Here is a 20675-nt window from a genome sequence, read left to right as displayed (position 1 = left end):
ACCCGGAGGGAACCCCGATGACGGACACCAAGGTATTCGCGCGACTGATCGACGCCGTCAACCGGAAGGACGTCGACGGAGCGGCCGGCTGCTACAGCCGGGACGTGCACTACGCCGAGCCCGGCATCAACTGCGAACTCCACGGCCGCGATCAGGTCCACGAGCTGTACAAGTCCTGGATGACCAACGCGGACCTGACCGCCCGCCTCGACGACGCGTTCTCCGCCGGCGACCGCGGCGCGTTCGTCTTCACCATGACCGGCACCGTCGTGAACGAGGTCGCCGGCATGTGGAACGCCGACGCCGTCGGCCGGACGTTCTCGGTGGCCATCGCGGTCATCGCCAGGCTGGACGCGGACGGACTCATGTCCGAGGCCGTCTACTACTGGGACGTCATGACGATGCTCTCCCAGCTCGGGCAGATCCAGGGCCGACCGGAGAGCGGAGGTGAGGCAGCATGAAGGGCGTCGTTTTCGACCTCCTCAACGAGGTGGTCTCCCGGCAGTACGGGCTGCTGGCCTGGGGGGAACTGATCGACGCCTCCGGCGTCGACGGAACGTACACCTCGCTCGGCAACTACCCCGACGAGGAGTTCATGAGCATCGTGGCCGCCGCGGCGCCCATGTTCGGGAAGTCGGAGACGGAGGTCGTCCGCTGGCTGGGCCGCGAAGCCCTGCCGATTTTCGCCGAACGGTACCCGATGTTCTTCGCCGGGCACAGCTCCGCCCGGACGTTCCTGCTGACCCTGGAGGACATCATCCATCCGGAGGTGCGGCGCCTGTATCCCGGAGCCGCCGTGCCCAGCTTCAGGTTCGAGACACCCGCCAGCGGTGTCCTCGTCATGAGCTACAGCTCGCAACGGCAGCTGTGCGCGTTCGGCGAAGGACTCATCGAAGGGGCGGCCGAGCACTTCGGGGAGGACGTCAGGATCGACCAGTCCAGCTGCACCGGACGAGGAGACCCGGAGTGCGTCTTCGAGGTCACCCTCACGCGACAGGGGTGAGTGCGCAGTGGAGCAGCGGGATGCGGATCGGCACGTGACCCTCCTGGAGGACCTGCTCCGGAAGGAACGCGACGCCCGGCGGCAGGCCGAGCTGATATCGGAGGAGATGATTCGCAAGCTGCACGACGCGAAGGAACAGGAGCTCAGGAAGCAGCGCGGCCTGGAGCTGCTCGAATCCGTCGCCGCGGCCTGCAACAACGCGGTCGACATGAACGGCCCGCTCCTCGCCGCCGTGAAGGGCGTCTGCGTCTTCGCGGGATTCCCGGTCGGCCACGCGCTGTCGCTCGTCCCGGACCACGGGGTGCTCGCCTCGCATCCCCAGCACTGGTGGGCGGCCGACCCCTGGCAGCTGGGCTCCCTCCGGGAGACCGGCACCCCCACCGTCCCGCCGGGACACGGGCCCGCGGGCCGCGCCCTGCTGACCCGTGACATCGCGGCGGGCGAGATCGGCGCCGGGGACGTCGGAGTCGACTACCTGGCAGCCTGCCGCGGTCTCGGCATGACCCGCTTCCTCACGCTTCCGGTGTCCGACGAATCGGACGTCCTCTTCGTGCTCGAATTCCTCTCGCCACCGGGAACGGCCGGTCAGGACGACATCCTGCCGGCCCTGCTGAGCCAGGTCGGCGCCCAGGTGTCACGGGTGGCCGCACGCCTGCGGGCGGAGCAGGAACTGCAGAACGCCCGCCTGGTCGCCGAGACCGCGGCCCGCAGCAAGACCGAGTTCCTCGCCACCATGAGCCATGAGATCAGAACCCCGATGAACGCCGTCATCGGCATGACGGAACTGCTGCTGGCCACCGCGCTGACGCCCGAGCAGCGGAACTTCGCCGAGATCATCAACTCCAGCGGCGAAGCCCTCCTCGGCATCATCAACGACGTCCTGGACTTCTCCAAGATCGACGCCGGCGGTCTGGAACTGGAGAGCAGGCAGTTCTCGCTCCGCGACACCGTCGAGTCCGCGATCGACGTCATCGCGGCCCGCGCCGCGGAGAAGGGCCTCGATCTCGCCTGCCTGGTGGCCCCCGACATTCCGGACTGCGTGGTCGGCGACGGGATGCGCCTGCGGCAGATCGTGACCAACCTCCTCTCCAACGCGGTCAAGTTCACGGAATCCGGCCATGTCGTCCTCACCGTCAAGACCGCCGAGGACCGACCGGGAGACCCGACCGTGGCGAGGCTGCACTTCGCCGTCTCGGACACCGGCATCGGGATCCCCGAGGACCGCATGGGCCGGCTCTTCAGGAACTTCAGCCAGGTCGATTCCTCCACCACGCGCAAGTACGGGGGCACCGGGCTGGGCCTGGCCATCAGCAAACGCCTCGTGGAGATGATGAACGGGAACATGGAGGTGAAGAGCGAGGTCGGGGTGGGATCGGTCTTCGGTTTCACCATCGACCTGGGCGTCGGCGCGGTCGACCGGCCGCCCTCCGTCGAAGAGCCCCTGCGGCTGAAGCGCCTGCTGATCGTCGACGACACCGACCTGAACCGCGAGGTGATCCGGCGGCACGCCGACTCCTGGAACATGACCTCCACCGAAGCGTCCGCCCCCGAGGAGTCACTGCGGATCCTCACCTCGAACGACCCGTTCGACGTCGCCGTCCTCGACATGATGATGCCGAACATGGACGGCGTGGAACTGGCCGCCCGGATCCACCGGATCCCCGGCCGTCAGCGGCTGCCGCTCATCCTGGCGACCTCGCTGGCGACCTCCCGGCACGCGATCGACGACCGGGAGTTCTCGGCGGTCCTGACCAAGCCCCTCAGGGCCTCGCAACTGCACGACACGCTCCTGTCCGTGGTCGTGGGAGAGCGGGCGGCCCGTAACGCGCCGCCCTCCCCGGTGAACGGGGAGCCGACCGATCTGCGGATCCTGCTCGCCGAGGACAACGCGGTGAACCAGCAGCTCGCCGTACTGCTGCTCAAGAAACTCGGCTACGTCGCCGAGATCGTCGAGGACGGCAGCCAGGCCGTCGACGCCGTCCGGGACGGCGACTACGACGTGGTGCTCATGGACGTCCAGATGCCCGTCATGGACGGCCTCGAAGCGTCACGGAAGATCAATCAGGTGATCGAACCCGGTCGCCGCCCCTACATCATCGCCATGACGGCGAACGCCATGCAGGGCGACCGCGAAGCCTGCCTCGCCGCGGGAATGGACGACTACCTGGCGAAGCCGATCAAGAGCGACGGCCTGGCCGCGGCCCTGGGCCGCGCACCCGCCGCCGGAGGGACGGCGGTCGCCCCCGCCGAAGCCGCCCCGCCGGCCGCCTCCGTCATTCCGGACGTCCTGGCGAGACTGTGCGACGAGATCGGCGGGACGTCATCGGTCGTGGAGCTCGCCCAGCTGTTCGTCGACGACGCCCCGGGGCTGATCTCCACCATCGCGCACGGGCTCCCGAACGAAGCCCTGCGGGCCGCCCACACGCTCAAGTCCAGTGCCCGGGCCCTGGGAGCCGGACCCCTGTCCGGCCTGGCGGAGGACATCGAGAAGAGGGCCCGCGCGGGAACCACCGAGAGCTTCGACGTGCAGGACGTCAACGACGAGTTCCTGCGGGCGAAGAGCCAGCTGTTCGGCGTCCTCGCCGACCTGGAGGGCCGGTCCGGCAGCGCGGACCGGGACACCCGGCCGGTGGAGTGACGGGAGGGCCCCGCGCACCGGCCCGCGAAGCCGGTAACGGCCCCCGCACACCGCACCGGCCCGCGAACCCGCGCACCGGCCCGCGCTCACCGCGTCGGGCAATGCCATGCCATCAGGACCGCCCAACCCCTGACCCCTTGCCGTCGTTTTCCTACCGAGCTGTCGGCGGGCGCGTGTCCCAACTGGCCGGGACCGGCATGCTCCACGCCCCGCCTCGCACGCCCTGCCGGCACACCGACTGCCCGGACGATCCTGGACCCGCCGTCACCACCGGGTTCGAGGAGGAGTCCCATGGCGCAGCGTCCCCGGCGCGGTCGAACGCATCGCCGGCGCGGGTGCGAGGACCGGCCGCGCTCCGTGTCGGCCGGCCGACGACTCGCAAGGAGGTCCCCGATGTCACCTTCCGTCCCCGTCCCCGTCCCCGTCCCCGTCCGTGGCCGTGGCCGTGTGGCGGCCCTGGTGTGCGCCCCGCTCCTCGCGCTCGGCGCGCTGCTGGCGGCCGCCGCCCCGGGGTGGGCGGCGGCTGCCGGGCCGCCGGCCGCGACCCACCGCGCCCTGATCAACTTCGGCACCGTGAAGTGGTTCAACGCCGACAAGGGGTACGGCTTCATCGTGCCGGACGTTCCCGGTCCTGACGTGTTCGTCCACTACTCGGCCATCGTCGGGACCGGGTACCGCACGTTGCGGGAGGGCGAGCGGGTCGAGTACCAGGTCGAGCAGACCCCCAAAGGCCCGCAGGCCGTCCTCGTCATCCCGCTCGACTGAGGAGTTGCCGATCCGGCGGGTGTCCGGGGCGCGCTCGACCAAGATCGCTCCGTAGCCCTGTCCTGGCGCGATGCCCGACACCACGAGCCCGACCCTGCTCTTCGTCATCGGGCCCGCCGCGGTCGGGAAGATGACCGTGGGCGAGGCCGTGGCCGCGCGCACGGGGTACAAGCTCTTCCACAACCACCTGACCATCGAACCGCTGCTGCGGCTGTTCCCCTACGGGTCGCCGCAGTTCCAGCGCCTCAACCACGACTTCCGTGAGCAGATCTCCGCCGAGGCCGCTGCCAGCGACCTGCCCGGCCTGGTGTTCACCCTGGTCTGGGACTTCGACGACCCGGACGACGCCGCACTCGTCGAGCGCTACGCGGCCCCGTTCCGCGAACGCGGCTCGCGCGTGCTGTTCCTGGAGCTGTCCGCCGACCAGAGCGTGCGGCTGGAGCGCAACGCCGGGGAGACCCGCCTGGCGGAGAAGCCGTCCAAGCGCGACCTGGACTGGTCCAACGGCAATCTGCTCGACATGGACGCCAGGTACCGGCTCAACTCGGTCGACGACTTCGCGCACGTCCCGGGTGCGCACCTGCTGATCGACAACACCCGCCTGGAGCCCGACGAGGTCGCCGAACGGGCCGTCGAGCACTTCGGACTCTGACCAGCCGGGGCCGGCTCACGGCGGCCCCGGCTCACGGCGGCCCCGGCTCACGGCGGCCCCGGCCCCGGCCCCGCGGAACTCACCTGTCCGGGCGGCGGGTTCGGCGGGCCGGCCCGGGCCGGCGATCAGCGAACGAGCGCGCGCAGCAACCGTACGTACGGGCTCCACCGCGCCGGGCGGGCCACCGTGCCCGTGCAGGCCTTCTCCGCGCGATCCAGGCTGTCCTCCAGAAGCGCGTCGTGGAGCGGCCGCCAGGCGAGCGGCCAGCCGAGTCGTGCCGGGCCGCGGGCGGTCAGGACGAGCGTGTGGCGCAGCAGGGTGTACCGCTCGTCGACGGCCGTGGCGGTGAACTCGTGGAAGCCGTGGAAGCCGCGCGGCCCGGTGAAGCCGAAGCGCACCCATGCCGCGGGGACGTACGCGTCGACGGTGTAGCGGACCGGGCCGTGCCCACCGACGGCGCCCACGGCGAGTGGACGGTCGAAGCGCATCGGGGGCCACGTGTCCTGCGGCCACAGCAGGTCGCCGGTGCCGGCCAGGGTGTCGATCAGCGCCCCCACCTCGGTCTCCTTCGCGGGCAGCAGGCGTTCGTGCACGTTGTGGACAGCCATCGGCTCACCTTCCGGGCAGTTATAGAGACTGCTCTCTAATTATTGTGGAGAGTACCCTCCAACTCATGGCGAGACCACCCCGCTTCGACTCCGACCAGCTTCTCGACGCCGCCGTCCGGCTGGCCGCCGAGTCCGGCCCGGCCGCGGTGACCATGGCCGCGGTCGCGGGAGAGGTCGGAGCCCCGAGCGGCTCGGTGTACTACCGCTTCCCGGGACGGAGCGCCCTGCTCGCCGAACTCTGGCTGCGGACCGTCGACCGGTTCCAGCAGGGCTACCTCGCGGCCTTCGGCACGGTACTCGGCAAGGACCTCGACCCCGTACCGCTCACCACGACCGCCGACGCGCGGCAGACCGCGCGGGCGGCGGCCCGCCAGGTGGTCGCATGGGCCCGGGCCCACCCGCAGGAGGCGGCCCTGCTCCTCTACGGCCCCGACGACTTCGGGCGCGCGGACTGGTCGGAGGAACACCGGCTGCGCGCGGATCTCGGCAACCGGAGCGTGCACGGCGCGCTCGCCGCCCTCGCCGCGCTGCTGGGGGCCGGGTCGCCCACCGAGGACCCCCGGTCCGTCGAACGCGTGGTGCTCGCCCTGATCGAGCTACCGCTCTCGCTGGTCCGACGCCACCTGCGGGCCGGCGCGCAACTCCCCGAACACGCCGAGGAACTCGCCGAGGAGTGCGCCGACGACCTCCTCACCCGGCTCGGCCCCCACCGTCCTTGACGCTCGGTGAGACGAACACCGCATAGACTCCCGGGGATCGAGCGGGCCGCCCGGCAACGGCCGGGCCGGGCGAGGAGGGGGCGTCATGGGGCCCGTACCGGGCGCACGGGAAGAGCTGGACCGGCTGGGCCGGGCCCTGCGGTCACAACTGGTCGAGCTGATCGACGACTTGGCCCCCGGCAGCGATCCCGGCCTGCCGCTGCTCGACACGCCACAGGTCGTCGACTGGCACGAACCGCTCCGCTACCGGTACTCGGTCAGCAGCAGCACGGGGAAGCGCCCCGCGAATGCCGGCGCCGCCGACACCGCCGCTCGCGCGGCCGCGCTGCTCCACTCCGCGGGCTGGACGGTCGCGACCTCGCAGGAGGACGCCAAGGGAACGCCCCGCATCGTGGTCACCGGCCACCGCGACGGCTGCACCATCGAGATCCGTACGGTCGACCACACGTCCACCGTGTGGTTCAGCGGGCAGACACCGGCGATGGCCCTGTACGAGCCGGAGGAGTTCCGGCGGCCCGAGCCGGTGCGCACGGCCGAGACCGTCACGGCCGGATTCGTGCTCTGCTACGAGTGCGAAGGCCTGGGCTGGTGCTACGACTGCGGGGGACGCGGCTGGCGGCCCGACGCGACCCGCGGGCGGGTCAACTGCCCCGCATGCCACCGGCACCGCGTCTGCGTGATCTGCCGGGGCGAGGCAGAGCTCGCCGTCTCCCAGCTGTCGACGTACCAGCTCGGCTACTACCCCGAATTGAATGAATGAGTGCGGGCCATGGCCAAGTCCACGGTTTTGAGAATCCACCAGGATCCGCGAATGACAGGTACCGCTTGATGCACACGACAGAGCCGACGGAAGCCCGCATCGAGGATGCGGGCAACATCCTGGTCGCACCTTCGATGTCGCAGGACAACGACGTGATCAGGGACTTCTTCGGGTCCACGATCACGCCGGAGGAGCTTGCTTCCGGCTCGCCCGACCTCGCCCGGAGGACGGTCTACCTGTGTGGCGACATATCCGGGATCAGCGGCCGTCAACTGCACGCGGCTGCGCGGGTATTCGTCGTCCGGGAGCTGTCGCACGGCTACCGCGAGGACGTCGACGAGCCCTGGACCCTCGTCGACCTCGGCCGGGTCCCCGTCCGCGTACACGGCGTCGGCGTGTACTACCGCCGCTTTTTCGGACTCGGCGACGATCATTTCGGGCGGATCCGTACGGAGCACGCGTTCCAGTCCCTGACGGAGTCCACCAAGCCCGGCGCGGCCCATCGCAGCGGAATCTATCTGACGCCCGTCACGCGCAACGGTGACGAACTGCATTTCCGCCTGCTCCGGTGCTCCACGAATCTCTCGGGACCGACCGAGAGCTTCCGCCCGACCGACACGCACATCGTCGAAGCGCTGAACCGCGAGGCCGCCGCCGTCTTCCGGAACCAGGCGCCGCTGAATCACGTCCTCGCGCAGATCTACCACAACACCCTTGCCACGGCCGAGCGCAAGCAGTCCAAGGCGAAGATCTCGGCCCATGCCGACAAGACCAAGGACATGCCCGCCAACGGCATCATGGCCTTCTGCACCTTCTACGACCGGCTCGACAAGCTGCGGCCCCTGGCCGAGGACGCCTACGACTTCGGCGTGAAGGGCGCCAGCGGGCTGACCAGGCTCCACTTCCGCCTCAAGGAGCGGACCGCGGAACTCGACGGGATCGCACTCCCCCCGCAGTTCACCGTCACCCTCCACCCCGGCTCCGTGTTCTTCATGCCGCTGTCCACCAACCGCCTCTACACCCACGAGATCCGGCCCTCGTCACTGGACGCCGAGCTGCTCCCGACCCGCCTGGGCTACGTGGTGCGCTGTTCCAACACCGAAGCCGTCCACAAGGACGGCCGCACGTTCCTCGAACGGGACGGAGAACCGGTGGAACTGGAGCCGCCCACACCGGCCGGCATGGACGAGCTGCGCAGGCTGTACGCCGAGGAGAACAGGACCTCGTCCTTCATGGACTACGGCGACGAATTCCTCTTCAGCATGAACACGGGAGACTACCTTGCCCCCCGCGTCTAGGATCTCGGACGAGATCCTCTCGTGCACACTGCCCACCGAGGAGAACCTCTTCGCGGAACTGTCCGCGTCGGCCCGTCTGGAAGACGTGGGAAAGGGCCGGCGGGGCGCCGTGCTCGCCAGGATCGACGAGTCGGGTGATGCGCCCCTCGTACGGACCACCACTCGCTACAGCAGCCCGACGCAGCGCTTCCGGGCGGTGCACGAACGGCTGGCACGGCAGGTTCAAGAACGTGCGGCGCTTTCGGTCGGCTTCAACAACGCTCTCATCGAGAGCTGCACGAACGCCTACGCGACCATGGGCAGCCACTCCGACCAGGCCCTCGATCTGGCCGACGATTCGTTCATCGCCGTCTTCTCCTGCTACCAGCATCCCGATGCGAGCCCGCCGAGAAAGCTGATCTTCGAATCGAAGGGGCCCGACGGCGAGAAGTTCGAGATCCCCCTCGCCCACCACAGTGTCGTCGCGTTTTCTGTCGGCTCGAACCGGCGACTCAGGCACAAGATCGTCCTGGACCCGCCCGCCCGCACGGCGGACAACCAATGGCTGGGCGTAACCTTCCGAACGTCAAAAACACTCGTCCGGTTTCGCGACGGACAGGCGTACCTCCCCCAGGGCGCACGCCTCGTGCCGGCCGACGAGGAGCAGAGGCACGAGTTCTACCGACTGCGGCGCCGTGAGAACACGGAAACGGACTTCGTCTACCCCCCGCTCACGTACACCATCAGCGAGAGCGACCTGACGCCGCCCGTCTGACCTCGAAGGCTCGGCTCGCTCGTGCGGTCAGCCGAGCGCGTTGGACCAGTCCGTCAGTCGGGCGAAGTCCTGGACCGTCAGGCCGACCTTCGGGTCGACGTGGTGGAGCAGTGCCTGGCCCGGGTGGTGGGCTTCCACCCAGGCCCGGTCGGCGTCCGTGATCAGGTCGTCGACCCAGGCGAACGGGCGGCCCTTCGCCCAGGCGACGATCTGCGGGGTCTTCCAGAACACCCCGCCGCCCGGCTCGGGCCGCGGCTCGGACCAGGGGATGTACGGCAGGCCGGGCAGCCCCAGCAAGGGACCGATGAAGGCATTGGCCTCCTCCTGCCACGTCGTCGCCCACGCCAAGTCGAAGGGCAGCGCCACGAGGGCCGGGCCGTGGGCCGGGTTGAGCCAGACCCGCAGGGGCTTCGGCGCCTTGTGGGGAAGGCCCCAGGCCGTGAGCCGACGGCGCTCGGCCGCCACCCAGCGCGGCGTCATCAACCGGTGGGTCTCGTAGCCCTCGGGCCGCCGGTAGGGCTTCGCCACGCACGGGTTCAACGGTCCGTCGACGTCCAGCAGCAGCAACGGCCGCATCGCCTCGCCTCCTCCGGGATCGTCCCCGCACGCTACCCGGGCGGAAGGAGGAGGCCCACCGGATTTCCGGCCACCGTGCGTGCGGGGCCTGGGCTCAGCCGATGCTGAACGCGCCGTCCGGTGGGGGTGGGGAGTCGGTGGCCTCGGCGTCGGTGACCGGGGCGGTCCGGCCGACCAGGTCCGCCAGGTCGTCCCCGTCGGTGAGCCGGGCCGGGAAGATGTCGCCCGCGAGCAGCCGGGTCAGCTCGGCCACCGGCAGGGGCGCCGTCGAGCCCGCCAGCAGGATGTTGCCGTACCGGCGGCCGCGCAGCACCGGCGCCTCCGCCACCAGGCAGACGTACGGGAACACCGCCCGCACCGTCGCCGCCTGGGCCTTGGCGAAGGCCAGCGGCGGGCCGTCCGCCAGGTTCGCCGCGTAGCAGCCGCCGGGGCGCAGCGCGGCGGCGGCCAGTCGCAGGAACTCCACGGAGGTGAGGTGGGCGGGGGTGCGCGAGCCGTGGAAGACGTCGGCGATCACCAGGTCCTGCGAGCCGGCCGGGGTCTCGGCGAGGGCCTCCCGGGCGTCGCCGACGGTCGCGGTGATGTCCGCGCCGGGGCCCTGCCAGGGCAGCTGTTCGGCGACCAGTTCCAGCAGCGGTCCGTCCACCTCCGCGACCCGTTGCCGGGAGCCGGGTCGGGTGGCGGCCAGGTAGCGGGGCAGGGTGAGGGCGCCGCCGCCGAGGTGCAGCGCGTCGAGCGGCTGTCCGGCGGGGGCGAGGGCGTCGGCGAGGTGGCCGAGGCGCCGGGTGTACTCGAACTCCAGGTGGGTCGGGTCGGCGAGGTCGACGTAGGACTGGGGGGTGCCGTCCAGGGTGAGCAGCCAGCCGCCGTCCCGGTCGAGGTCGGGCATGAGCTTGGCGAAGCCCAGGTCGGTCCGCCGCCCGACGGGCACCGGCTCGCCGTGCTCGTCGTCCTCGGCCTGCTCGGCACCGTCGTGCTGCGGGAAGGTCACGCGTGCTCCCCGACGGGCTCGACGTCGAGGTAGGCGGCGAGCCAGCAGTCCAGTTCGGCGAACACCTCGGCGCGGGCCTCCGCACCGGACAGCACCAGGTCGTGCATGCCGCCCTTGATCCGCACGACGGTGACGTGCCGGCCCAGCCGCGGCCCCTGCGCGGCGATGTCGTCGGCGCGCAGCACGGCGTCGGCGTGGTGCAGCGCGTTGTGCCACTTGGTGGTGGAGATGGACCGGGTCGAGGCCATCAGCAGCACCGGCACGTCGATGCCCAGTCCCCGGTGCAGCCGCCGGTGGCCCTGGTGGATCGCCGACAGCCAGCCCGCGTACAGCGGGAAGCTCTCGGGGCGCTTGAGGGTGAGGTCGAAGTCCCACTCGCCCTGGTGGTCCTTGTGCAGGCTGTGGGTGTAGTGCGGGTTGAGCGCGGACGGCAGGACGCGGGTCGGCGCCAGCCGCCCGACCGCCGTCACGGCGGGCCCGCCGAGTGTGCGGACCGCGGGCCCGACCGGCATCGACAGGAACGGACTGTTGAGGAACAGGCCGTCCACCACCCCGCGCCCGGCCCGCCGGCCGGCCCACAGGGCCCCGATCAGCCCGCCGGTGGAGTGCCCGTTCAGCAGCAGCTGCCGGTGCCCGTCCACCTCGCGGATGATCCGGACGGCCTCGTCGATCTCCTCGTCGTACTCGGTGAGGTCGCGGACGAAGTTCGGCGACTGGTGGGGGCGCAGCGAGCGGCCGTACTTGCGCAGGTCGAGGGCGTAGAAGGAGAAGCCGAGCGCGGTGTAGTGGTCCGCGAGGTTGGTCTGGAAGAAGTAGTCGTTGTACCCGTGGATGTACAGCACGGCCCGGTCCGCCCCGGGCACCGGCCTGCGGACGAGCGTCGCGCACACCGCCCCCTCGTCGTCCGGCCTCAGCGTCAGCTCGGCGGCCTCGTAGGGGGCACCCAGGATGTCTTCACGGAACTCCATGAGGGTGACTGTACTGGCTCAGCCGTTGTCGACCCCGGCATCTCCGACCTGGCGCGATGTGATGATCGCAATGCTTTCGGAGAGCGCTGCGTGGGCGTCGTCGATGGCACGATCGGCCTGCCGACGGGCCTCCTCGGCTTCCTCGTGCCGGCCGAGGTCCTTGAACACGGCTTGGAGAGCGATCCAGGTGCTGCCCTCACCGGTGCGGTCGCCGAGTTCCTGACAGACGGCCAGGGACCGCCGGTGGGCGGCCAGGGCTTCGTCCGCCCTCCCGGCACGCCGCAGAGCGATGCCGAGGTTGCGCAGGCTCAGGCTCTCCCCCTGGCGGTCACCGGTCTCCCGCAGCAGGCGGCCGGCCCGCTCGTGGGCCCCCACCGCTTCCCCGACCCGGCCCGCACCGACGAGGGTGACGCCGAGATCGCCCAGCACCAGCGCTTCGTTGTACCGGTCACCGGCCTCCTGGCAGACGGTCCGCGCCCGCTGGTGGACCTCGATCGCCTCGTCGTAACGACCCCGGCGGCTGAGGATCTGGGCGACGCAGCCCCAGGACATCCCTTCGCCGCTCCGGTCACCGAGGTCCCGGAAGACCGTTGCCGTCCGCCGGAACGTCTCGTCGGCCTCGTCCAACCGTTCCGCGTCGATCAGCAGGATGCCGAGGTTGAACGACAGCCGGGCCTCCCACCGCGGGTCGTCCCGGCCGTGCACCAGGGTGAGGGCGTACCGGATCGCGTCGATGGCCGCCTGCCGCTGGTGCAGGCTCGCCAGGATCTCGGCGAGGTTCGCGTGGGCCGAGGCCTCCCCTTTCCGGTCGCCGACCTCCTGGAAGATCTCGCCGGCGGTCAGCAGGGCCTCCATCGCCTCCTCGAACCGGCGGGCCCGGCCCTGCGCGAAGCCGAGGTTGTGCCGTGCCGTCGCCTCCTCGGACCTGATCCCGACGGCGAGGGCGGCGGACAGCGCCGCCGTCGTCATCGCGACGGCGTCGTCGTTCCGGCACCACCGGACCAGATGGCCGACCAGCGCCGAGGACAGCGGTACGGCCACCAGGGGAAGGCCGATCGCCGCCGCCAGACGCACGGTCACGACCAGGTTGGCCCGCTCGCACTCCAGCCACCCCAGGGCCTCGCCCCGGTCGCGGAACCGACCGGGGCCCCGCCTTCCGGGAAGCGCCTCGATCTCCTCGTCGGCGGCCACGGCCGTCTCCGCGTAGTGCACCAGCAGGCGCTGCAGGGCGCTGCCGCCGGCCGCCCGGTGGCGACCGGCCTGTTCCAGCGCGTAGTCCCGGACCAGGTCGTGGAGGTACCAGCGGCCGCCCGCCGTCTGTTCGACCAGGGCGCTGCCGACGAGCCGGGCGAGCCGGGAGCGGGCCTCGCGGACCTTCGCGTCGGCCAGTGCGGCGGCGGCGTCGGTCGAGATGTCGGGGCCGGGGTTGAGGGCCAGCAGCCGGAACAGCTCCGCCTGCGGCTCGGTGAGTCTCCGGTACGAGCGGTCGAGCACGATCCGGACGCCGACCTCGCCGTCGTCCAGGAGGTCGAGCCGGGCGGCGTGATCGGCCAGGTCCGTGGCGAGCTCGTCGGAGCGAAAGTGCGGGTCCAGGACGAGCTGGGCGGCGGCGAGCCGCAGGGCGAGCGGGAGGTGGCTGCACAGTTTCGCGATGCGCCGGGCGGCTGCCGGGTCGGCCGTGACGCGCGCGTCGTCCGGGCGGGCGGCGCGGACGACGGTGTCGAGGAGGGCGACGGCCGCCTCGGGTCCGAGGACGCCGAGGCGGTGGAGGCGGGCGCCGAGGCCGGGGAGGGTCTCCCGGGAGGTGACCAGGAGGCGGTGGCGGGTGGACGGCGGCTGGAGGAGGCGGACCTGGTCGGCGGCGGAGGCGTTGTCGGCGACGACCAGGACGCCGCCGCCGTGCTGCTCCAGCCGGGCGCGGTAGAGGGCGGCCCGGGTCTCCGGGTCCGGGGGGATGTGCTCCGCCGGGACGCCGAGGGCGCGCAGCAGGGTGTCGAGGGCCTGCCCTGCCTCGACCGGGGTCCCGTCGTAGCCCCGGAGGTCGACGAGGAAGGCCGCGGAGAAGTGCTCGGCGTCCAGGAGGGCATGGCCGACGGCGGTCGCCAGCGTCGTCTTGCCGATGCCGCCGAGGCCGGTGACCGTCACCGTCGACGGGCCGTCCGTGGTCAGCAGGGCCCGGAGCTCGGCGAGGTCCTGCTCCCGTCCGGTGAAGGCGGAGGTGAGCGGCGGGAGGCCGGCGATGGTGGGCGGCCGGGGGGTGACCGTCACGTGCGCGGTGTGCGCCTGGACGACCGGGCCGTGGAAGTTGCCCCCGCGAATGCTGTTGTGCACCCGGTCAGGGTAGCCGCCCGCGCCTCCCGGCCGCTTCTCGTGCGCCTCCTGTGCGCCGGTGGTTCTGTGGAACGCTTCCCGGACAGACCAGGCGAGTTGGGGAGTTTGCATGCAGCACGGGCATACCGATCCGTCGCTCTACCGTTCGGCCGCGGAGGCGATCGCCGCTCCGCCGGAGAAGCTGGCGTACGTGGCCGGGTTCGACCGGTCGGGGCAGCAGCCGGACGCGCTGCTGAGCGTCGACACCGATCCGGACTCGGCGAGCTACGGGAGGGTTCTGAACTTCGCCGAACTGCCCACGCTCGGCGACGAGTTGCACCACTTCGGCTGGAACGCCTGCTCCAGCGCCCTCGCCCACGCCTGCCACGAGAACCCCGAGCGGCGCTACCTGCTGCTGCCCGGGCTGCGCTCCTCCCGGCTGCACGTCCTGGACACCCGGCCCGACCCGGTCCGCCCGCGCCTGGTGAAGACGATCGAGGCCGAGGAGCTGGCCGCCAAGGCCGGCTACTCGCGCCCGCACACCCTGCACTGCGGCCCCGACGGCGTCTTCCTCTCCTGCCTCGGCGGCGCCGACGGCGAGGACGGGCCGGGCGGGGTGGCGCTGCTCGACCACACCACCTTCGAGGTGCTGCGCCCCTGGGAGACCGAGCGCGGTCCGCAGCACTTCGCGTACGACGTCTGGTGGCACCTGGGCACCAACGTGGGCATCACCAGCGAGTGGGGCACCCCGTCGATGGTCGAGGACGGGGTGGTGCCGGACCTCCTGCTCGGGCGCAAGTACGGCCACGCGCTGCACTTCTGGGAGCTGGACTCCGGGCGCCACCTCCAGCGGGTGGACCTCGGCGACCAGTACCAGATGGTGCTGGAGCTGCGCCCGGCGCACGATCCGCAGGCGGAGTGGGGCTTCGTCGGCGTGGTCACCAACGTCGAGGACCTCTCCTCCTCGGTGTGGCTCTGGTACCGGGACGGGCCGGCGTTCACCGCGCGCAAGGTGATCGAGATCCCCGCCGAGCCGGCCAAGGCCGAGGACCTGCCGCCCGCGCTGCAGCCGTTCGGCGCGGTGCCGCCGCTGGTCACGGACATCAACCTGTCGGTGGACGACCGCTGGCTGTACGTCTCGGCGTGGGGCACCGGGGAGTTGTTCCAGTACGACGTCTCGGACCCGTTCCACCCCCGCCTGGCGGGCTCGGTGCGGCTCGGCGGGATCGCCGCCCGCACCCCGCACCCGGCGGAGCCCGGCCGTCCGCTGAGCGGGGCGCCGCAGATGGTGGAGATCAGCCGGGACGGCCGGCGGCTGTACCTCACCAACTCGCTCTACGGCGCCTGGGACGACCAGTTCTACCCGGAGGGCATCGAGCCCTGGATGGTCAAGCTGGACGCCGACCCGGAGGCCGGCGGGCTGAGCATCGACGAGCGCTTCTTCCCGCACGGCGCCGACTTCCGGGGCCTGCGCGTCCACCAGACCCACCTGGCGGGCGGCGACGCCTCCTCCGACTCCTACTGCTTCCGCTGACCCGCCGACGGAGCGGACGGCCGTCGGTCCGACGGCCGTCCGGCCGGCGTCACCGGTACAGCGCCTGGTCGAACCGCACCTGCGTGGACGGCAGCCCGACCGCCGCCAGCCGGGTGCGGACGGAGCCGACCATGCCGATCGGCCCGGTGACGCAGGCCAGGTGCTCGCGCCAGTCGCCGGCCGAGGCGACGGTGTCGGCGAGCTCGCCGACGGTGACCGGGGTGACGGTCAACCACGGCTTGTGCAGGCCGAGTTCGGCCAGCGAATGCCAGTCGTAGAGGTCCGCGCGCTCCCGGGCGCCGACGAACAGGTGGACCCGGCGGCCGGTCGGCCGGCGGGTGGTCTGCTGCTCGATGATCGCCTTCATCGGGGCGAGGCCGGTGCCTCCCGCGACCAGCAGCAGGTCGCGGGCGTCGTCGTCGGGCAGCAGGCTGCCGCGCGGCGGGCCGAGGCGCAGCCGGTCGCCGACGGCGATGTGCTCGACCAGGGCGGCGCTGACCCCGCCGGGGCCGGTGCGGCGGACGTGGAACTCCAGCTCGTTGTCGGCGCGCGGGGCGCAGCCCATCGAGTACTGCCGCCAGGTGTGCGGCAGCGCCGGGTGCTCGACGGTGCCGTACTGCCCGGCCCGGTACGGGTACGGCTCGCCGGTGCGCACCCGCAGCACGGCGAGGTCGGGGCGGCGGCGTTCGTGGCCGGTCACCACGGCGTGCCAGTACGGGGGTTCGGTGAGCGCGGAGTCGGCGCCGGCCACCATCGCGCCGACGGCGAAGCGCAGCATCCGCACCCAGGCGCCCTCCAGGTCGTCGGTCCAGCGCTCGCCGGCCCGGTGCCGGACGGCCGCGCACAGGGCCTCCTCGAAGGCCTCGTAGTGCACCGGTCGGACGCCCAGCTTCCGGTGGTCGCGGCCGAGTTGGCGGAGTGTCTGCTCCAGTTCGGCCGGGCGGTCGAGGTTGTCGATCAGGTGGTGGAAGATCCGTTCCAGGTGGAGCTGCTGGAACTCCATCGAGGCGGGGAAGAGCGGTCGCAGATACGGGCGATGGCTGAACATCACCGCGTAGAGGTGGTCGATCAGGTCCGCGAGCGGGGAGATCAGGTCGAGGTCGCGCCGGATCAGGTGCTGGTCGGCGGCGCCGTCGTAGCCGCCGTCCTCGCCGTACGCGCCGTACCCGAAGTCGCCGCCGCCCGAGGAGGACGGGGCGAGGAGTTGGCGTCGCAGGCGCATCGCGTGATGGCGGGCGATCAGGCGGTCGTACTCGGCGGTGGCGGTGGCGGTGGCGGTGCCAATGCTCATGCTGCTGTTGTCCATGTCCCGTCCAGTCAACTGCCGGGCCGCCGAGCGCGAGAAGGGCCGATCGCCCCGGAGGAACCCGGGACCATCGACCCCTTGCCTTGGTACGTGTGGACCGGGATGGTTCTCGGCCACCACGGACCGGACCGCCCGGAAGGGCCGGTACGGCCCCGGACGGGCGGCCCCGGACGAGCGGCCCCGGAAGGGCGGGCACGACCCCCACGGCCCCGGAAGGACGGCCGCCGAAGGACACCCGCGGCAGGGCGCCCGCGAAGGAACGGGTGCGACGGGCAGGTGCCCCACGCCCCGGGGCTCTCCCACCACCAGGACCCGGGGCACCGCCGTCGTCAGACCCCTGCCCGGTGCGTCTCCCGGCGCTCCAGCCGCCGCTGCCGGCCCTGGCGCAGCGGCTGTTCGGGCAGCCACCCGAAGGTGAGGCAGGCGCCGACCACTCCGAGCAGCATCCCGATCACGAAGCCGCCCAGGTTGGAGGTGAGCCAGCTGGCCAGCGAGGCCAGCACGGCGAGGATGGAGTAGAACAGCCGCTGCGCCGGATTGAACAGGATCAGCAGGCCGCACAGCATCATCACCGCCGGCACCAGGTACCCGGCCAGCCCCTGCATCCCGATGTGCAGGATGACGGGCAGCGGGGCCTTCAGGGTGAACAGGATCTCGGCGCCGCCGAGCGTCACCAGCAGCCCGCCCCAGAACGGTCGCTTGCCCCGCCAGTCGCGCTTGGTCGGGCGCGCGGTCGGCTCGGCGGCGGTGGCCGCCGCGGCCCGGGCGGGTGCGGCCGCCGTCCCCTCGGCGGCCACCCCCTCGGCCCGTGCCGCGGTGCCCTCGCCGGTGCCGGCCGGCTCCGGTACGGACTCCGTCATGGTCAGCAGCCCGTGGAGCTGAAGCTCAGCCGCAGGTTGGGCAGCTTGAACCCGACGGCGGTGCTCGCGTAGTTGTGCTGGTTCAGGTGGGTCAGGGTGACGTGGTCGGCCTGCTGGCCGAAGACACCGGCGCCACCCTTGCCGACCGGGCCGGCCTTGGTGTAGGTGCTGGCGTCGCCGCCGATCTCGATGTTCTTGAACTCCGCGTCGCCGGAGAGCAGGTCGGAGTCGGTGGTGAGGTCGGAGGCGGTGACGGGGGTGCCGCCGTCGCCCGCGTGGATCACCAGGTTGATGCCGCCGAGGTCGACGCTCTGGCACAGGTTGGTGATCTCGGCCTTCTTGATCGCCGACACCGCGACCAGCACCTGACCGCCGGTGGAGCCGGCGTTGGGGCTGTCGGGGATCATCGAGTCCAGCGCGCCGAACTGGGCGAAGCCCTCGCCGTCCAGCTTGTCCGCGGTGATGGTGAACGGCATTCCGGAGATGGAGAACTGGGCGGCGAGCACGCCCTGGGCGGTGAGCGCCATCAGGACGCCCCCGGCGGCGACGGCCGGGACGGCCATCAGGGCGGTGCGCTTCAGCCGGACCCGTCCTCTTCTCGGCCCGCTCGGCGTCTGCGGGGTCTCGGCCGCCGTGGCGGCGTCCTCGGACATGGCCATGTGTGTGCTCCCTGTGGGTGGATGGGTCTGCAGGCACTTGGCACGTTGTCCTGGCGCGGACAGCGTTCCCCGGGCGCGACCGGGCCGTCCGCCCCTCGGCAGCGGGGCGGGTCCGGTCAGCACGCGGTAAGTAACTGGGAAGCTACTGCCCGGTATTGGCCGGGTCAATACGGGTGCACGAAGGGATCTTCACCAATCGGCGACCCGCTTCGGCCAGTCCCGCACCCCCATCCTCTCGGCCGCTTCCGCCGGACCGAGGAACGGCGACAGGCAGAACATACTCAACACCGGTAGCAGTTCCATCAGTTGTTCGGTACGGCCGGAGTCGATCCACCGGTAGATCGCGCTGTAGACGCCGCCCACCACCGAGTCCACCATCTCCTTCGAGTCGACCCCGCCCGGCAGTTGGGGCACCTCGTCGAAGAACGCCCGGAACCTGGTCAGCAGTTGGGCCCGCTCACGTCGGCCCGCCGGGCCGACCGCCTCGACCTCGATCACCGCCATCGTGGCGAACGCCGGTGTTCCGGCGAGAAGTTGGAGCATCGCGCCGAGCGCCTTCCGGATGCCCCGGCACCAGTCGGATTCAGCCGTGAAGGCCGCCGCCATCCGCCGGATCACCACACCGGTGCCGTGCCGGTGCGCGGCCAGGAAGGCGTCCTCCTTGCCGCTGAACAGCTCGTAGAAGACCGGCCTGGTCACGCCCGCCGCGCGGCAGATGTCGCTGATCGTCGCGTGCTGGTAGCCGCGCTCGGCGACGGTCCGCACCAGGCCGTCCAGCAGCCGCTCGCGCTGGGTCGCGGCGACCACGCCGGCGGGCAGCCGGCGCGGCCCGGGCTTGATCGAGCGGGCCGGATCGCGGCCGGTCCGGGCGCCCGGCAGCAGGACCACGTCGGCTCCACGGAGGTTCTTCCGATCCATCACCAACTCCTGTGTCCTGTATTGACATTGATGGAACACCGGGTTTACAACACTGACAGGTTTCCAACCGGTGGGCCAGCAGGCCCCCACCGGCCGGACCTCCGGGGGCTCCGGGGAGCCCGGGCGAACGCCCGGGCCACGGGACCACGGCGGAGACGGGGCGCGACGGCGGCAGCCGTCGACGTGCCCCACGGCACCGCACGTCCCCGACCGAACGGCGCGGTGCCGTTGGTGTTCCACGCCGCCGTCCGTACGCACGACCGTGCCACCGCAACGCCGCACCACCACCGCACGACCGTGCCACCGCAATGCCGTACCACCGCACCGCCGTACGCCCACCCTTGCGTACGTCCGCACCGCCGTACCGAGCGGGCGGGCCCGTGGCGCCGGGCCCGCCCGCACGCCGGCCGGTGCCGAAGCCCGCGGGACGTCGCCCCGGCACCGGGCCACCGGCGCCGAACCACCGGTACGAAGCCCTCCGGTACGAAGCACTCCGGTACGCCATGCACCTCCCCCGTCGTGCACACCACCACACCCGCACGCGGGGATTCCCCCACCCGTCCGTCGGACGGAGAGAGGCACCCTCATGCGCATCAGCCGCACCCTCGCCACCGCCGCCCTCGCCGCACTCGCCCTCACCGGCGCGGCCGTCGCCCCCGCCCAGGCCGCCGGCGCGGTCCTCACCACCGGCAGCCCGACCGGCCCGGCCGTCGCCGTCGGCGACGTACTGACCGCCAACCTGGTCTCCGGCACCTCCGCGACCTTCTACAACAGCGCCACCGGGACGACCGGCGTCAAGTGTGCCGCCTCCTCCTTCTCGGCGACGGTGACCTCCAACCCGGCCGCGCCGGGCAGCGCCACCGAGCAGCTCAACACCCAGACCTTCGGCTCCTGCACCTCCAACGTCATCGGCGTCACCGGCGTCAAGAGCGTCACGGTCACCAGCCTGCCGTTCACCAACACCGTCAGCGACGGCCCCGGCAACCCGGTCAAGCTCACCCCCGGCGCGGCCGGCGTGATGGGCACCACGGTGGTGCTCAACACCATCCTGGGCAGCATCAACTGCAACTACCAGAACACCACCGGGATCAACGGCACCACCTCCAACACCGGCAACACCATCGGCTTCACCGGCCAGCCGTTCGCCCTGGCCTCCGGGCCGAGCCTGTGCTTCGCGACCGGCTACTTCAGCGCCACCTACGGCCCGGTCCTCGACACCTCGGTCGCCGGCAGCCCGGCCCTCTTCGTCAACTGACGCCCGGGCCCTCCCGGCCCGTCCCGACGGCGGCGGGGGGGAGGAACCCCCCCCCCCCCCCCCCCACCCCCCCCCCCCCCCCCCCCCCCCCCCCCCCCCCC

Annotated in this window: 20 protein-coding genes; 11 read left to right on the top strand and 9 right to left on the bottom strand. The window is 71.9% G+C overall.

The annotated features are described in order from the left end of the window. Positions 1-17 precede the first annotated feature (17 nt). The 5 genes from ACFVGO_RS19095 to ACFVGO_RS19075 all read left to right on the top strand — a co-directional run bounded on the left by ACFVGO_RS19095 (position 18) and on the right by ACFVGO_RS19075 (position 5058). A complete protein-coding gene (locus tag ACFVGO_RS19095; protein ID WP_380633002.1) occupies positions 18-461 on the top strand; it encodes a nuclear transport factor 2 family protein in 444 nt (147 codons plus the stop codon). After that, positions 458-1003: a heme NO-binding domain-containing protein gene (locus ACFVGO_RS19090; RefSeq protein WP_359901007.1), complete on the top strand. Its 546-nt coding sequence runs from the start codon at positions 458-460 to the stop codon at positions 1001-1003. The genes ACFVGO_RS19095 and ACFVGO_RS19090 overlap by 4 nt, the downstream gene beginning before the upstream one ends. A 34-nt stretch (positions 1004-1037) precedes the next feature. Beyond that, positions 1038-3641 (top strand): response regulator, encoded by a 2604-nt coding sequence (locus tag ACFVGO_RS19085; RefSeq protein WP_380633000.1) that lies wholly within the window; start codon positions 1038-1040, stop codon positions 3639-3641. 558 nt (positions 3642-4199) lie between these two features. Then, complete coding sequence (locus tag ACFVGO_RS19080; protein WP_380633041.1) at positions 4200-4406, top strand: cold-shock protein; 207 nt, start codon at positions 4200-4202, stop codon at positions 4404-4406. 70 nt (positions 4407-4476) lie between these two features. Next, entirely contained in the window at positions 4477-5058 is a 582-nt protein-coding gene (locus tag ACFVGO_RS19075) for a hypothetical protein (protein ID WP_380632998.1), read from the top strand. 125 nt (positions 5059-5183) lie between these two features. Here the strand turns inward: ACFVGO_RS19075 and ACFVGO_RS19070 are convergent, their stop codons facing one another. Beyond that, positions 5184-5666 carry an SRPBCC family protein gene (locus tag ACFVGO_RS19070; RefSeq protein WP_359900998.1) on the bottom strand — a complete coding sequence of 161 codons (483 nt, stop codon included), beginning with the start codon at positions 5664-5666 and terminating at the stop codon, positions 5184-5186. A gap of 65 nt (positions 5667-5731) precedes the next feature. Here ACFVGO_RS19070 and ACFVGO_RS19065 point away from each other — a divergent pair, with 65 nt between their 5' ends. The 4 genes from ACFVGO_RS19065 to ACFVGO_RS19050 all read left to right on the top strand — a co-directional run bounded on the left by ACFVGO_RS19065 (position 5732) and on the right by ACFVGO_RS19050 (position 9197). Further along, positions 5732-6385, top strand: a complete 654-nt coding sequence (locus ACFVGO_RS19065; protein WP_380632995.1) for a TetR/AcrR family transcriptional regulator — start codon at positions 5732-5734, stop codon at positions 6383-6385. 85 nt (positions 6386-6470) lie between these two features. Then, positions 6471-7145: a hypothetical protein gene (locus ACFVGO_RS19060; protein WP_380632993.1), complete on the top strand. Its 675-nt coding sequence runs from the start codon at positions 6471-6473 to the stop codon at positions 7143-7145. A gap of 68 nt (positions 7146-7213) precedes the next feature. Then, a complete protein-coding gene (locus ACFVGO_RS19055) occupies positions 7214-8443 on the top strand; it encodes a hypothetical protein (RefSeq protein WP_359901060.1) in 1230 nt (409 codons plus the stop codon). Next, a complete protein-coding gene (locus ACFVGO_RS19050; RefSeq protein ID WP_359900990.1) occupies positions 8427-9197 on the top strand; it encodes a hypothetical protein in 771 nt (256 codons plus the stop codon). Before ACFVGO_RS19055 ends, ACFVGO_RS19050 begins: the two co-directional genes overlap by 17 nt. A gap of 27 nt (positions 9198-9224) precedes the next feature. Here the strand turns inward: ACFVGO_RS19050 and ACFVGO_RS19045 are convergent, their stop codons facing one another. From ACFVGO_RS19045 to ACFVGO_RS19030, 4 genes are all read right to left on the bottom strand, one after another. Then, positions 9225-9773, bottom strand: a complete 549-nt coding sequence (locus ACFVGO_RS19045; protein ID WP_380632991.1) for a hypothetical protein — start codon at positions 9771-9773, stop codon at positions 9225-9227. A gap of 94 nt (positions 9774-9867) precedes the next feature. After that, entirely contained in the window at positions 9868-10662 is a 795-nt protein-coding gene (locus ACFVGO_RS19040; protein ID WP_359901057.1) for a fused MFS/spermidine synthase, read from the bottom strand. Between the two features lie 98 nt (positions 10663-10760). Beyond that, positions 10761-11732: an alpha/beta hydrolase gene (locus ACFVGO_RS19035; protein ID WP_380632989.1), complete on the bottom strand. Its 972-nt coding sequence runs from the start codon at positions 11730-11732 to the stop codon at positions 10761-10763. Positions 11733-11750: 18 nt separating this feature from the next. Continuing rightward, on the bottom strand, positions 11751-14063 hold the full coding sequence (locus tag ACFVGO_RS19030; RefSeq protein ID WP_380632987.1) for a tetratricopeptide repeat protein: 2313 nt from the start codon (positions 14061-14063) through the stop codon (positions 11751-11753). A gap of 109 nt (positions 14064-14172) precedes the next feature. On the opposite strand from ACFVGO_RS19030, the gene ACFVGO_RS19025 reads away from it, so the two are divergent. Then, positions 14173-15576, top strand: coding sequence for a selenium-binding protein SBP56-related protein (locus ACFVGO_RS19025; protein ID WP_380632985.1), 1404 nt, complete (start codon positions 14173-14175; stop codon positions 15574-15576). Positions 15577-15625: 49 nt separating this feature from the next. Here ACFVGO_RS19025 and ACFVGO_RS19020 read toward each other — a convergent pair whose 3' ends face one another. From ACFVGO_RS19020 to ACFVGO_RS19005, 4 genes are all read right to left on the bottom strand, one after another. Next, positions 15626-16867, bottom strand: a complete 1242-nt coding sequence (locus ACFVGO_RS19020; RefSeq protein WP_380632983.1) for a globin domain-containing protein — start codon at positions 16865-16867, stop codon at positions 15626-15628. Between the two features lie 344 nt (positions 16868-17211). Next, entirely contained in the window at positions 17212-17742 is a 531-nt protein-coding gene (locus ACFVGO_RS19015; RefSeq protein WP_380352297.1) for a DUF6114 domain-containing protein, read from the bottom strand. 2 nt (positions 17743-17744) lie between these two features. Continuing rightward, a complete protein-coding gene (locus ACFVGO_RS19010; RefSeq protein WP_359900974.1) occupies positions 17745-18401 on the bottom strand; it encodes a DUF6230 family protein in 657 nt (218 codons plus the stop codon). Positions 18402-18590: 189 nt separating this feature from the next. Next, positions 18591-19319: a TetR/AcrR family transcriptional regulator gene (locus tag ACFVGO_RS19005; RefSeq protein WP_359900973.1), complete on the bottom strand. Its 729-nt coding sequence runs from the start codon at positions 19317-19319 to the stop codon at positions 18591-18593. 586 nt (positions 19320-19905) lie between these two features. Between ACFVGO_RS19005 and ACFVGO_RS19000 the strand changes: the two genes are divergently transcribed. Then, on the top strand, positions 19906-20574 hold the full coding sequence (locus tag ACFVGO_RS19000) for a Tat pathway signal sequence domain protein (RefSeq protein WP_359900971.1): 669 nt from the start codon (positions 19906-19908) through the stop codon (positions 20572-20574). Positions 20575-20675: the final 101 nt, after the last annotated feature.

The organism is Kitasatospora sp. NPDC057738 (assembly GCF_042798815.1).
GTDB classification, from domain to species: domain Bacteria; phylum Actinomycetota; class Actinomycetes; order Streptomycetales; family Streptomycetaceae; genus Kitasatospora; species Kitasatospora lactacystinica.
This window is presented reverse-complemented; position numbering and strand designations above follow the sequence as displayed.